The sequence below is a fragment of the Noviherbaspirillum agri genome, from assembly GCF_054780595.1.
On record NZ_BAAGWA010000002.1, the window covers coordinates 248523 to 260655 of the forward strand.

Annotated in this window: 9 protein-coding genes and 1 tRNA gene; 4 read left to right on the forward strand and 6 right to left on the reverse strand. The window is 56.9% G+C overall.

The genetic code is table 11. From position 1 onward, the window contains the following. Positions 1-28: 28 nt before the first annotated feature. From cgtA to rplU, 3 genes are all read right to left on the reverse strand, one after another. A complete protein-coding gene (cgtA, locus tag ACYVIA_RS03865; protein ID WP_460838051.1) occupies positions 29-1138 on the reverse strand; it encodes an Obg family GTPase CgtA in 1110 nt (369 codons plus the stop codon). A gap of 92 nt (positions 1139-1230) precedes the next feature. Continuing rightward, positions 1231-1488: a 50S ribosomal protein L27 gene (gene rpmA, locus ACYVIA_RS03870; RefSeq protein ID WP_460838053.1), complete on the reverse strand. Its 258-nt coding sequence runs from the start codon at positions 1486-1488 to the stop codon at positions 1231-1233. 38 nt (positions 1489-1526) lie between these two features. Further along, a complete protein-coding gene (gene rplU / locus ACYVIA_RS03875) occupies positions 1527-1838 on the reverse strand; it encodes a 50S ribosomal protein L21 (RefSeq protein ID WP_057290114.1) in 312 nt (103 codons plus the stop codon). Positions 1839-2050: 212 nt separating this feature from the next. On the opposite strand from rplU, the gene ispB reads away from it, so the two are divergent. From ispB to ACYVIA_RS03895, 4 genes are all read left to right on the forward strand, one after another. Then, positions 2051-3061 carry an octaprenyl diphosphate synthase gene (gene ispB, locus ACYVIA_RS03880; RefSeq protein WP_460838056.1) on the forward strand — a complete coding sequence of 337 codons (1011 nt, stop codon included), beginning with the start codon at positions 2051-2053 and terminating at the stop codon, positions 3059-3061. Between the two features lie 39 nt (positions 3062-3100). Beyond that, a tRNA-Pro gene (locus tag ACYVIA_RS03885) sits at positions 3101-3177 on the forward strand. A gap of 478 nt (positions 3178-3655) precedes the next feature. Then, the gene (pilB, locus tag ACYVIA_RS03890) at positions 3656-5386 is read left to right on the forward strand and encodes a type IV-A pilus assembly ATPase PilB (protein ID WP_460838058.1); all 1731 of its coding nucleotides are present in this window, start codon (positions 3656-3658) and stop codon (positions 5384-5386) included. Positions 5387-5398: 12 nt separating this feature from the next. Next, positions 5399-6631 carry a type II secretion system F family protein gene (locus tag ACYVIA_RS03895; protein ID WP_460838060.1) on the forward strand — a complete coding sequence of 411 codons (1233 nt, stop codon included), beginning with the start codon at positions 5399-5401 and terminating at the stop codon, positions 6629-6631. A 19-nt stretch (positions 6632-6650) separates the two neighbouring features. Here the strand turns inward: ACYVIA_RS03895 and ACYVIA_RS03900 are convergent, their stop codons facing one another. Genes ACYVIA_RS03900 through ACYVIA_RS03910 form a run of 3 tightly spaced genes read right to left on the reverse strand, consistent with a single transcriptional unit; the run spans position 6651 to position 12128 of the window. Further along, positions 6651-8024 (reverse strand): HlyD family efflux transporter periplasmic adaptor subunit, encoded by a 1374-nt coding sequence (locus ACYVIA_RS03900; protein WP_460838062.1) that lies wholly within the window; start codon positions 8022-8024, stop codon positions 6651-6653. Further along, positions 7990-10620 carry an FHA domain-containing protein gene (locus ACYVIA_RS03905; RefSeq protein WP_460838064.1) on the reverse strand — a complete coding sequence of 877 codons (2631 nt, stop codon included), beginning with the start codon at positions 10618-10620 and terminating at the stop codon, positions 7990-7992. The genes ACYVIA_RS03900 and ACYVIA_RS03905 overlap by 35 nt, the downstream gene beginning before the upstream one ends. A gap of 8 nt (positions 10621-10628) precedes the next feature. Then, the gene (locus ACYVIA_RS03910; RefSeq protein WP_460838067.1) at positions 10629-12128 is read right to left on the reverse strand and encodes an efflux transporter outer membrane subunit; all 1500 of its coding nucleotides are present in this window, start codon (positions 12126-12128) and stop codon (positions 10629-10631) included. Positions 12129-12133 lie beyond the last annotated feature (5 nt).

Sequence of the window (12133 nt, forward strand, 5' to 3'; positions counted from 1 at the left end):
ATCGGCCGCAGAAGGTGGTGCTTCCCGACTATTCGACCACTTTGAAACGAGGATCATCCGGATCGATGGATACGATGCCGCGCGCCTCCTCGACCATTTGCGTTTCTCCCGCACGATGCTCCTGCTCACGCTGCTCGGCGAGATAGTCGTAGATGGCCGTGATCAGGTCTTCACACCCATCCCGGGTCAACGCGGAGATCTCGAAAACAGGCCCCTTCCAGCCAAAGCGCTTGACGAAATCCTTGACCCGCTTCTTGCGCTCATCCTCCGGTACCACGTCAAGCTTATTCAGCACGAGCCAACGCGGCTTTTCATGGAGGGAAGCGTCGTACTTCTTCAGCTCCTTGATGATCGCCTTCGCTTCCTTGACCGGGTCGACCGCTTCATCGAAAGGGGCGAGATCAACAATGTGCAGCAGCAGGCGGGTGCGCTGCAAGTGCCTGAGAAATTGATGTCCCAAGCCGGCCCCTTCTGCCGCGCCCTCGATCAAACCAGGAATGTCTGCAATGACAAAGCTCTTTTCGTGGCTGACGCGCACTACACCGAGGTTTGGGTGCAGTGTAGTGAACGGATAGTCGGCGATTTTTGGCCGGGCGTTTGATACTGCGGTGATGAACGTCGATTTGCCGGCATTCGGCATGCCGAGCAGGCCGACGTCTGCCAACACTTTCAGCTCAAGCTTCAGTTCGCGCCGCTCGCCGGGTTTGCCGTCGGTCTTTTGCCTTGGTGCGCGGTTTGTGGATGACTTGAAATGGATGTTGCCCCAACCGCCTTCACCGCCCTTGGCAAGCAACGCGACCTGACCATGCTCCGTCAGGTCGGCAACGATTTCACCGGACTCGAAATCGGTAATCAGTGTACCGACCGGCATACGCAGCGTGACATCGTCTGCGCCCTTGCCGTAACAATCCGAGCCACGCCCATTTTCGCCATCACGCGCCTTATGCAGCTTGGAGTATCGGTAATCAACCAGCGTGTTGATATTGCGGTCCGCAACTGCCCAGATGCTGCCGCCCTTGCCACCGTCGCCGCCGTCAGGGCCGCCAAATGGCCGGAATTTCTCGCGGCAAAACGACGCGACGCCGTTGCCGCCGTCACCAGCAATTACCTCAATTTTTGCTTCGTCGATGAACTTCATATTTTTGCCGCTTATAAAACTAAAAAGGCCCTACCATCGGCAGAGCCTTTTGATGAAAGGCTTTCGCCTTATCCTGTTATGTCGAACCGTGCTTATGCTGGAACTACAGTCACAGTGTGACGCTGCAGTGCGCCCTTGGTAGTGAACTGTACTTTGCCATCGATCAGGGCAAACAAGGTGTGATCCTTGCCCATGCCGACGTTTTCACCCGGGTGAACACGGGTGCCGCGCTGACGAATGATGATGCCGCCGGCGTTAATGCTTTGGCCGCCGTAAACCTTGACGCCCAGTCGTTTCGACTCGGAATCGCGACCGTTGCGCGTAGTGCCGCCGCCTTTTTTATGTGCCATTTCAGACTCCTTGGTATCCGGTTAGCTCAATCAACAAATCAAGCGTTGATCGAGACGATTTGCAATTCGGTGTAATTTTGGCGATGGCCTTGGCGCTTCTGGTAGTGCTTGCGGCGGCGCATCTTGAAAATTTTGACCTTATCGTGGCGACCGTGCGCCACTACCGTAGCCTGGACCTTGGCACCTTCGACCAGGGGAGCACCAAATTTGATGGTGTCACCAGCGCCCACTGCGAGCACTTGATCGAGAGTGATTTCGGATCCAATGTCAGCCGGTATCTGTTCTACTTTGAGTTTTTCGCCAGCAGCAACTTTATATTGCTTGCCACCGGTTTTTATGACCGCGTACATGTGAAACCTCGTCGAATGTTAATTGAAAGTCTTCTTTTCCCAGCAGAGAATGCATGCCGAATCGGGAAAACCTCTAATTATACATAGACTTAGCTCAGCGGTCAAAATCAATCAAAGCATAGGGCGACCGCATTCCATGGCTCACCCCCCTTCATGACAAGCGGAGACAGATGACAGTTCGCCCACCTTGTCTCGTATAATTCTCGGAATTCATGACCTCGCAGGGTTTTATCTTGTCCGCAGCGCTTCAAACCACGTCACAAAACACAATAATCCAGCCCATTGCCACTGACATGGAGGCCGTCAATGCAACAATTCGACGGCAGCTGTATTCTGACGTCCCCCTAGTGAACCAGATTGCCGAATACATTATCAGCGCCGGGGGCAAACGTATCAGGCCAGTACTAGTGCTATTGGTTGCCAATGCACACGGCTACTGCGGCACTCACCACCATAGTCTTGCTGCCGTCGTCGAATTCATCCATACGGCAACACTACTTCATGACGACGTCGTGGACGAATCCTCCTTGCGCCGCGGAAGACAAACAGCAAACGCCCTTTTCGGCAATGCAGCCTCCGTCCTCGTGGGGGATTTCGTCTATTCTCGCGCCTTCCAGATGATGGTATTCGTAGGGAATATGCGCGTGATGCAGATTCTTGCGGATGCGACCAATGTGATTGCCGAAGGCGAAGTACTGCAACTGCTGAACATGCATGACCCGGACGTCACCGAAGAGCGTTACCTGCAGGTGATCAGATCGAAGACTGCGAAACTCTTTGAAGCGGCAGCCCAACTTGGCGCACTGATCGCAGGCGCCCCCGAGGATGCGATCGCCGCAGCGGCGGAGTATGGTCGCTCTCTCGGCACTGCATTCCAACTGATCGATGATGTTCTCGATTATTCGGGAAATGCTGCCGATATCGGCAAGAACGTCGGCGACGACTTGCGCGAAGGAAAGCCAACCCTTCCACTGATTTACTTGATGCAGCACGGAACGCCGAACCAGCGTCAACTCGTCCGCAGCTGCATCGAGAATGGAGATGAACAGCACTTCAGCGAAATCCTTGCTGCAATTACCTCGTCCGGAGCCTTGGAGTACACAAAGAATGAGGCAGAGAAGGCAGCCCAGCGCGCTGCCAATTCAATTTCGACACTCCCGAATAGCCAATTCAAGGATTCTTTGGTACAATTATGCGCTTTCGCAGTCGATCGCAATCATTGAGCAACTCCCGCACGCTCAAAAGCGACAGATCGCACACATCGGGGTGTAGCTTAGCCTGGTAGAGCGCTACGTTCGGGACGTAGAGGCCGGAGGTTCGAATCCTCTCACCCCGACCAATTCTCATTCTCCCTCAAATTCCTTCATCCGGGCTAGGCATAACGCTTTCTGAAAATCGTCGGAGAGCGGTGCTTTGCTCAAAACACATTCAAGACTCCCTTTCAGTCGTGCGTGATAAATCGCACGCGGTCGGCATCAACCCTCCTCCTATCCAGATGTCGTTTGTCGACGTCCCACATGGCGACAGCCTCCAATATTTACGCCTCCAAGGCGGGAAAACACGTCAATCCCTGTCAACACGAGTGAGTTCGCTTACAAAAAAAGTGTCGCCATCTTCTTATAGGAAACATTTTCCTAATGTAAGTACCGAGCACGACATAAAGCTTCGCAAGTAAATTTCTGTAAAGAAATGTTTCCGTTCGGATGTTGCTGCAACACCAGTGATGTCTGATTGTCACAATACCTTTACAAATCAGATGCCTATAGGCATTATCTAACGCAACTTGAACGATTTTGACCACCTTCTCACCTTAATTCATGGCCGCGGTTCTCCCCACTCAGGCTGCTAACGCAACGATGTCCGGCCTTGCACGTGCTTTGGTGCAGGCAGGAAAATTGTCTGCGCAACAGGCTGAAAACCTGAGTAAACAGGCTGCGAATGAAAAGGTGCCGTTTATCGATGTTTTGTTGGATAGCAAAACCATCGAAGCCAAAGCACTTGCAGCTTTCTGCTCGGAAACTTTTGGATACCCAATCCTCGATTTTTCCGTTTTCAACCTGAGTTACCTTCCCGATAACGTCATCGACCCAAAGTTGATGCAGAAGCAGCGCGTCATTGCGCTGGCAAAGCGGGGAAACAAGGTGTCGGTGGCAATTTCGGATCCGACCAATACGCATTCGCTCGATCAGATCAAGTTCCAAACCGAACTGATTGTTGAACCTGTCATCGTTGAACATCCGGTCCTGCTGCAACTCATCAACAAACTGGGTCAAAGTGCAGAGCAAAATCTCGATGAACTGATAGGCGACGATCTCGAGATCGATCTGAGCGAAGAAGCCATTACTGGCTCAGCACCGGCAGAGACGACAACTGCCGATATCGACGATGCACCAGTCGTCAAATTCCTGCAGAAAATCTTGATCGACGCGATCAATATGGGCGCGTCCGACTTGCATTTCGAGCCGTTCGAAAAGTTCTACCGTATCCGGTTCCGCGTAGATGGCGTGTTGCGGGAAATTGCGCAGCCTCCATTGGCCATCAAGGACAAACTGGCTTCACGCATCAAGGTCATTTCGAAACTCGACATTTCGGAAAAGCGCGTGCCGCAAGACGGTCGGATGAAACTCGTCCTGTCGAAGAACCGCGCAATCGACTTCCGCGTCAGTACGCTCCCCACGCTGTTTGGCGAAAAAATCGTGATGCGTATCCTGGATGCAACCCAGGCGCAGATGGGTATCGATGCATTGGGATACGACCCGGACCAAAAGGAACTGCTCATGAAAGCGATTGAGCGACCTTACGGCATGGTACTCGTGACGGGGCCGACCGGTTCCGGCAAGACGGTGTCGCTTTATACCTGTCTTAACATCCTGAACAAACCCGGCATCAATATTTCCACAGCAGAGGATCCGGCGGAAATCAACTTGCCCGGCGTAAACCAGGTCAACGTCAACGATCGGGCGGGACTGACCTTTGCTGCCGCGCTAAAAGCATTCCTGCGACAAGATCCCGACATCATCATGGTCGGCGAAATTCGTGACCTGGAGACCGCCGATATCGCGATCAAGGCGGCACAGACCGGCCACATGGTCTTTTCGACGCTGCACACGAATGATGCACCTTCGACCTTGACCCGTCTTATGAACATGGGCGTGGCGCCATTCAACATTGCATCGTCCGTCATCATGATCACGGCGCAGCGCCTGGCACGTCGCCTGTGCACCTGTAAGCAGACCGTCGCCATTCCCGATGAAGCACTGCTGGAAGCGGGCTTCAAGGAAGAGGACTTGGACGGTACGTGGCTACCGTATAAGCCGGTTGGATGCGATCGTTGCAATGGCAGCGGCTACAAGGGCCGGGTGGGTATCTATCAGATCATGCCGATTTCAGAAGAGATCGAGCGGATCATTCTGGCACATGGCACCGCACTGGAAATCGAGGAACAGGCCCGGCATGACGGGGTAAGAACGCTGCGCGAGTCGGGCTTGGTCAAAGTCAAGCAGGGACTGACGAGCCTCGAAGAAGTGTTGGGTTGCACCAATCAATAGTTAGGGGACATTATGGCAACTGCCGCCGGCAAAACCATTGGAGCAGGCGTTACAAAAGAGGCGGTCTTTGCATGGGAAGGCAAGGACCGCGCGGGCAAGATCGTCAAGGGTGAACTGCGTGCGGCCAGCGAAACCATTGTTAATGTGACCTTGCGCAGGCAGGGCATCCTGGTCACGAAGGTCAAGAAAAAGACCTATTCGACCGGAAAGAAGATCACCGACAAGGACATTACTCTCTTTACCCGTCAGTTGGCGACCATGATGAAAGCCGGTGTGCCGTTGCTGCAGTCTTTTGATATCGTCGGCAAAGGACATTCCAATCCCGCAGTATCCAAGCTCCTTCAGGATATCCGCGCCGACATCGAAACAGGCAGCAGTCTGAATCAGGCCTTCCGCAAGTATCCGCTGTATTTTGATGCGTTGTTCTGTAACCTCGTGGCCGCTGGTGAACAAGCGGGTATTTTGGAAGATCTTCTCGCGCGACTTGCAACCTACAAGGAAAAGACGCAAGCGATCAAGGGCAAGATCAAATCCGCCCTGTTCTATCCGATTTCAATTTTGGTCGTTGCATTCGTGGTGACATCCGTCATCATGATTTGGGTCGTGCCGGCCTTTAAAGAAGTGTTCACGAGTTTTGGCGCCGACTTGCCTGCTCCTACCTTGTTTGTTATGGCGATCTCGGACTTCTTCGTTGCAAATTGGTACATCATATTCGGCCTGCTGTTCGCGAGCTTGTATTTGTTCTTCGAGTCATGGAAACGCTCGGCCAAAGTACAACGCTTCATGGACAAAACATTGTTGCAAGCTCCGATTTTTGGTGCAGTTATTAGAAAGGCGACTATTGCACGCTGGACGCGAACGCTCGCAACGATGTTTGCGGCCGGCGTTCCACTCGTAGAATCCCTCGACTCGGTTGGTGGTGCATCGGGAAATGCGGTCTACGTTGATGCAACAAAGAAAATTCAAGCGGAAGTCAGTACCGGTACGAGCCTAACTGTTGCGATGCAAAGTTCCGGTGTTTTCCCCAACATGGTGACGCAAATGGTTGCAATTGGTGAGGAATCCGGCGCCCTAGATCAAATGCTGAGTAAAGTTGCCGACTTCTACGAGGGCGAAGTGGATGAAGCCGTCGAATCGCTTTCCAGCCTGATGGAACCCTTAATAATGGCAATCCTCGGCGTGTTAATTGGTGGCCTCGTCATCGCCATGTATCTACCTATCTTCAAGATGGGTCAGGTCGTATAAGGCACTTCCTCGGACTACCTCAGCCCCCGATCTGCCTGAACGGATCGAGGGCGAGGTCGATGAGCCGCCGCTCTCGCACCACTACTTCAGCAGTCGCGGTCATCCCGTAACGTAACGGATACCTGGTCTCGCCGACCAGGTAGTGATCCTGACTCAGCATCACGCGCCCTTCATATACCGGCTGCTTCGATTGCGGGGCCGGCTTAGTTGCGGGGGAAATGGTGTTGAGCGTGCCTTCGATAAGTCCGTAACGCTGGTACGGAAACGCATTGAACTTCAGCTTGACCGGGAGTCCCTCTTTCAGGAAAGCCCGGTCGTGTTCCGCAATGTCGACCTTCAGGACCGGCCTGGCATTCTTGGGCGCGATGCCGCCCAAGGGCGTATTGGCCTGTATCTTGTCGCCGGGTTGCGTAGAGGTCACGTCGGTGACCACGCCATCTGCGGGCGCGACAATCAGCAGGAAGTTATCCTTGTCGATATTCTCGAATTTGATCCGGGCAGCCGCATCCGCCACCAGACGCGCCGTCTGCACCTGAAGGCGGAGTTTTTCTTCCGTATTTGTGATTTCTTTCGTTGCGGCTTCGTACTGCAGTTGAAGCTTTGTAAGCTCCTGGCCGCTGGTTTCCAGTTGCGCCTTTGCCTGGTTGAATTCCAGGCTTTGCCTTGCGTTCAGCTCGCTGAGGCGCGATTGCGCCGCACGCAATGCGTTTTCCGCTGCTTCCAGCGCATTCTTCTTTCCCTCCACCTGGATCTGCGACACGCCGCCACCGCCGGGCAGCGCAAATAGCCGCGCATATTTTTCCGCTTCGAGTCGCGCCGCGTCCCGCGCGCGGCGTGCATCCTCCACACTGGTGCGCGCTTCTGCCAGTTGCGCCCGCTGCCCTTCGGCGAGCTTGGAAGTCCCTTCCGTCACACGCTTGGAATGCTGGTATTCCTCGACCTCCATGGCCTGCTTCAGGGCCGCGATCTTGCGCTCCATCAGCGCTTTCTTTTCCGGGAATTCCTTCCACTCGCGCTCGGCATCCTCTAGCTTCAGCTGCGCCTGCAACGCATTGGTCGCCGCTTCGATCGCACCTCGTGCATTCAACCGGGCGAGCACATCCCCTTTCGATACCGGCTGGCCCTCCGCCACATAGACATTGGCCAGCTCACCGTCGACGGGCGCGTAAAAGCGGCGCACCTCGGATTCCGGCTGTAACGTCCCTTGCGCGGTAACGATGACGTCGGCCCGGCCAAAGAACGACCAGACCAGCGCTGTCAGCACGAGCGCTACCATCGTTAAAACCACCGCCTGCGTGTAGCGCCACGGCTCCGATGTCAGGATCGCGATCCCTTCCGCGCTGTGATCAACCAGCGCCTCATTGAGTGGCTTCAGGCGCTCGGCGTTCGCCATCGCTGCTCCCTTCAGATGCGTCGAGTAATGACAGTTTTGCCCTCAGCACGCGCGGCTCAAGGACGTTTCGCAAGTCCTGCAATGCCATGCGCTGCGCTTCCATTTCCGCATTGATCTCTTCCTGCAACGTCGCTGATGGGACCGGGCCGGCCGCCCTGAGCTGGGCGTAGATCCGCATGCCTTGCCTCGCTTCGCGCTGCGACTCCGACAACAGGCTCGCCTGTGTCCGGAAACGCGGAGAAATGCTGCCTTCGAGGCGCTGCGCCGATTCAATCGCGCCGTTCCGGCGATATTGCGCCCACTTCGCCTGTGCACTGCCCAACAGTTCCTGGGCGCGATTGATTGCCGCGCCCTTGTATTGCGAAAGATCGGCCTCGGTCGCGCGGATGAAATGCGTGTCTTCCGCTGTATTGAGCGACCCGTAGAACGCCAGAAGCTGCTCACCGTAGCCTGCGCTGCCACGGGCCTTTTGCAATGCCGCATACTGCTCGGCGACAGTTTTCTTCCGCGCGATTTCTTTCGCCACCGCATCGCCCCACGCACCGCGGCTGATGCTTTCAAGGCCGGTGACGGCTTGCTGCGTGTTCCCTGCACGCCAGGCGTTCAGTGTCTGCTGATATTGCTGCCTGATGTCCGCAGGCGGAAAGCGCTCACCGGATACCAGCGCCTTGAATTTCGCCTGGAACGGCGGTGTCGCAAACCGAAGCCTCTCGGCAAGTGCAACCACGGCACCCAAGTCACGCCGCTGCAACGCAGCCTCCATGTCGATGTACTGGCGCAAATCCTGCCGAACACGATCCAGTCCGCCAATCCGCGGATACTTCTCCGCGTAATCCTTCAATACCGCATCCAGCGCCTGCGGCTGATCCCGTCCCAGCTCGCTGTCGATGGCTGCCTTCAGGCGCTCCATCGCCGGCAGGTACACGGCGTCGTCGCTCTGGAGCTTGCGTAGATGACTCAGTGCAAGCGCATAGGTATCCCTGAACTCCGGGACATGGGATGAGATTGTTGCGAACGCAGGCTGGTGCAATTGCGTGTCGCCCTCCCAGCGTTGCAGGAGCACCTTCACCTGCTGCTCATCGGCGTAAATCCGAATGGGCGCCTCTGGCCCGCCGCGCCCCATGACGAACTGCTCAATCTTCGTGACCGATTCGAGTTCGCGCACTAATGACTCCATGCCCGGGTGATGCCGGCCGAGCTCCCGCATATGGGAAAGAGTCAGCTCAGCACGCTTGAAATCGCGCACATTCAGTGCCGCGAGCCAGGCCGGCACGTTCGCCTTCAGGATCGCCTCAGTGCCCAGCGCCTGGAACTGCGTATTGTCCGGCTCCTTCTTCAGAAGCTCGCCGGCAGCCGTCGCGGCCCCCGCATATTCGCCGTCTGCCAGCATGTCCCGGACTTCGCGCTCCGACGCCCCTCCGACGTAAAACGCCAGCGCCAGCACCGCTGCCGCGGCGCCAAGCAGACCGGCCCAACGTACTGCTCGCCGCATGCCGCCGCGATCGTCGCCTGCAAAAGCCTGCGCCAGTTCCCCGGCAAACACCGCACGTTTGCCGCGCGGTTTCCTGTTCGCCGCTTTCTTGTTCGCCGGATTGCCGCCCTCCTCTTGCTTTGCCTCTTCGACGTTCACCTCATCTTCCTGCTGCGGATTCCGATCAACGCAGAAGATGTCGAGAAACGAGTCGGCGGCGGCAACGAAAGTGGTCTTGTCCGGATTGTGCAGTTCCTCCATCGAAGCCGCGGCTGCCGCCACGCTGGATGCCGCCGGTATGGCAGCAGTTCCTTTGGCGCTCCTGGCTTGCGGCGTCGCAGCCGCAATGGATGCGAGCCTGGTGACGGTGGGATCGACTTCCGTCTCTTCCATCTGCAGGCCGACCTTGTACACGAAATGATGGCCGCCGAACGCCAGCAGGTCGCCGTCTTTCAACGGCACCGCATGCTCGTCGAGCCGCTTGCCGGTGACGAAGGTGCCGTTGGTGCTGCCGAGATCCTCGACGAAGGGCGCACCGCTTTTGAGGAAGATATGCGCATGCCGGCGTGAGATGTAGTTGACCTGATGCGGATAGTCGTTCTTGTAGCGCGAGAACGTGTCGTCTGCCTTGCTGATCAGGAAGGGGAAGCGTGTAACGACAATCGGCTGCAGTCCCAGGTCATTGCGTTCCGGTGTCAGCGTCATGCTCCGCAACCTAGACAGGCGCTGCGTATTTTGCACACGTGCACCGAGCCTCACCCGGTAGGCCAAGGCTCCGCCGAAACCGATCTCGTCACCATCGCGCAGGCGAGTGATCTTTTGCTGTACATTGACGCCATTGACCGTCGTCCCGTTCTTGCTGTCGAGGTCGGCGATGTACACGGCACCGCGCTCGGTGAAGATCCGTGCATGCCGCCGCGACAGGTCGGCAACCATCTCCGGCGGATAAGCATCGAAAGGCGGCTCCGTCCTGCCGATCGCAAACAAGTTTTCTTCAATTCGGATCTCGCCGAGCTCCGGATGCGATAACGGCGCGAGCACGACATCAAACTCCGCGAACCCCGGCTCCGTACCCGGCATCGCCACGGTTCGTGCGTCGCCTGTTGCCGCATTCCGACGTAACATGGGCTCGCTCATCTGCTTGCCGCTCCGACGTCAACGGCCGGCCAGCCGCCACCGAGCGCCTTGTACAACGTCACCGTATCCGACAGGATCTGCTGGTGGTTTGCCAGCAGTGCGAGCTGCGCAGACAACAGCGAGCGTTCCGTTTCGAACACTTCCAGCTGCGAGACCAGCCCTTCCTTCAGCTGTGCCTCGATCTGTGCTGCGACAACAGTCAGGTGCTCAATCTGCTGCTGCAGTTCGGTTCGCTGCTTCTTGTGCGCGTCCAGGTTGACGAGCGCGTTTTCCACTTCCTCGAAAGCCGTAATGACGGTCTTCCGGTACTGCTCCTCGACCACCTTGCCTTGTGCCTCGCTGGTCTTCACACGCGCCTTGATGCTCGGGTCGAACAAGGGAATATTGATGCTCGGCAGGAGGCCGAAGGTGAACGACTTCAGCAGGTCCGTCAGCGCAAAACTCGATGTGCCGCCGCGCCCGGTCAGGCTGATGGACGGCAGTTGCGCCAGCTTTGCCTCGCCGACCAGGTCATATGCTTCCAGCACCCGGTATTCCGCTGCGACGACATCCGGCCGCCGCTTGAGCAGGTCAGCAGGCAGGCCCGCCGGTACTGTCGGCAGCTGGACCCGTTGCTGCAATTGGCCCTGCGGCACACGGAACTCGCCAGCAGGAACGCCCAACAACGTGGCGAGCGCATTCCCCGCGAGGTCGCGCGCACGCTGCAGTTCAAGCCGTTCGTTGGTCAGGCGGTTGATCTCGGCACGCTGCTGCAATACGCGGGTGTTCGGCAGCAGGCCATTCTTGTGCATCGCCTCATAGGTTTCGAGGATCTGCCTGTTCTTCTGCAAGGTCTTCTGCTGCTGCGCAATCTGCTCATCCAGCTGAAGAATCTGGAAGTAGGTCGTTGCCACGTCCGACACCAGGGTCAGGTAGCCGGCGCGCCAGTCCGCCTCCGTCGCACGAAATTCCGATGTCTGCGCCTGCACGCCTTTGGCTACACGCCCCCATACGTCGATGTCCCAACTGACCTGCGTGCCGAGGTTGAACTGCTTGGTGAATTTCTGCCCCGTGCTCTTTTCGAAGGTCGCACCTGCGCCGGCGTTCAGTGAAGGCAGCGCTCCTGCACGCGCCACGCCAATGTCCGCAGCGGCGACCTGGATACGGGACGCAAGAATCTTCATGTCGAAATTGCCGTGGATCGCCTTGTTCACAAGGCTGTCGAGGTAAGGATCGCGGAATTCCCTCCACCATTCCGGCACGATGGTTTGCTCGGCCGCTGCGCGTGCGGTCTGTTGCGACCACTCGGCTTTCATCGGAGCGTCCGGCCGCTGATAAGCCGGCATGCTGACATCCGCGCAGCCGGAGAGCACGAATGCGCCGACACCGGTGCAGAGCGCTTGTCTGGCGAGGGCCGGTATTCGCCCGCCATGTGCGGCAATGTGCCGACGCTTTGCTTGCAGCGCGCGCGCGTGAAGCGGAAAGAGCGAAAAGCGGCTGAACTGAGTGTTGTGCATTTCTC

Bases quoted from the DNA above. Each gene is read 5' to 3' on its own strand.
- cgtA (WP_460838051.1), bottom strand. From the start codon at position 1,138: ATGAAGTTCATCGACGAAGCAAAAATTGAGGTAATTGCTGGTGACGGC.
- rpmA (WP_460838053.1), bottom strand. From the start codon at position 1,488: ATGGCACATAAAAAAGGCGGCGGCACTACGCGCAACGGTCGCGATTCC.
- rplU (WP_057290114.1), bottom strand. From the start codon at position 1,838: ATGTACGCGGTCATAAAAACCGGTGGCAAGCAATATAAAGTTGCTGCT.
- ispB (WP_460838056.1), top strand. From the start codon at position 2,051: ATGACCTCGCAGGGTTTTATCTTGTCCGCAGCGCTTCAAACCACGTCA.
- pilB (WP_460838058.1), top strand. From the start codon at position 3,656: ATGGCCGCGGTTCTCCCCACTCAGGCTGCTAACGCAACGATGTCCGGC.
- ACYVIA_RS03895 (WP_460838060.1), top strand. From the start codon at position 5,399: ATGGCAACTGCCGCCGGCAAAACCATTGGAGCAGGCGTTACAAAAGAG.
- ACYVIA_RS03900 (WP_460838062.1), bottom strand. From the start codon at position 8,024: ATGGCGAACGCCGAGCGCCTGAAGCCACTCAATGAGGCGCTGGTTGAT.
- ACYVIA_RS03905 (WP_460838064.1), bottom strand. From the start codon at position 10,620: ATGTTACGTCGGAATGCGGCAACAGGCGACGCACGAACCGTGGCGATG.
- ACYVIA_RS03910 (WP_460838067.1), bottom strand. From the start codon at position 12,128: ATGCACAACACTCAGTTCAGCCGCTTTTCGCTCTTTCCGCTTCACGCG.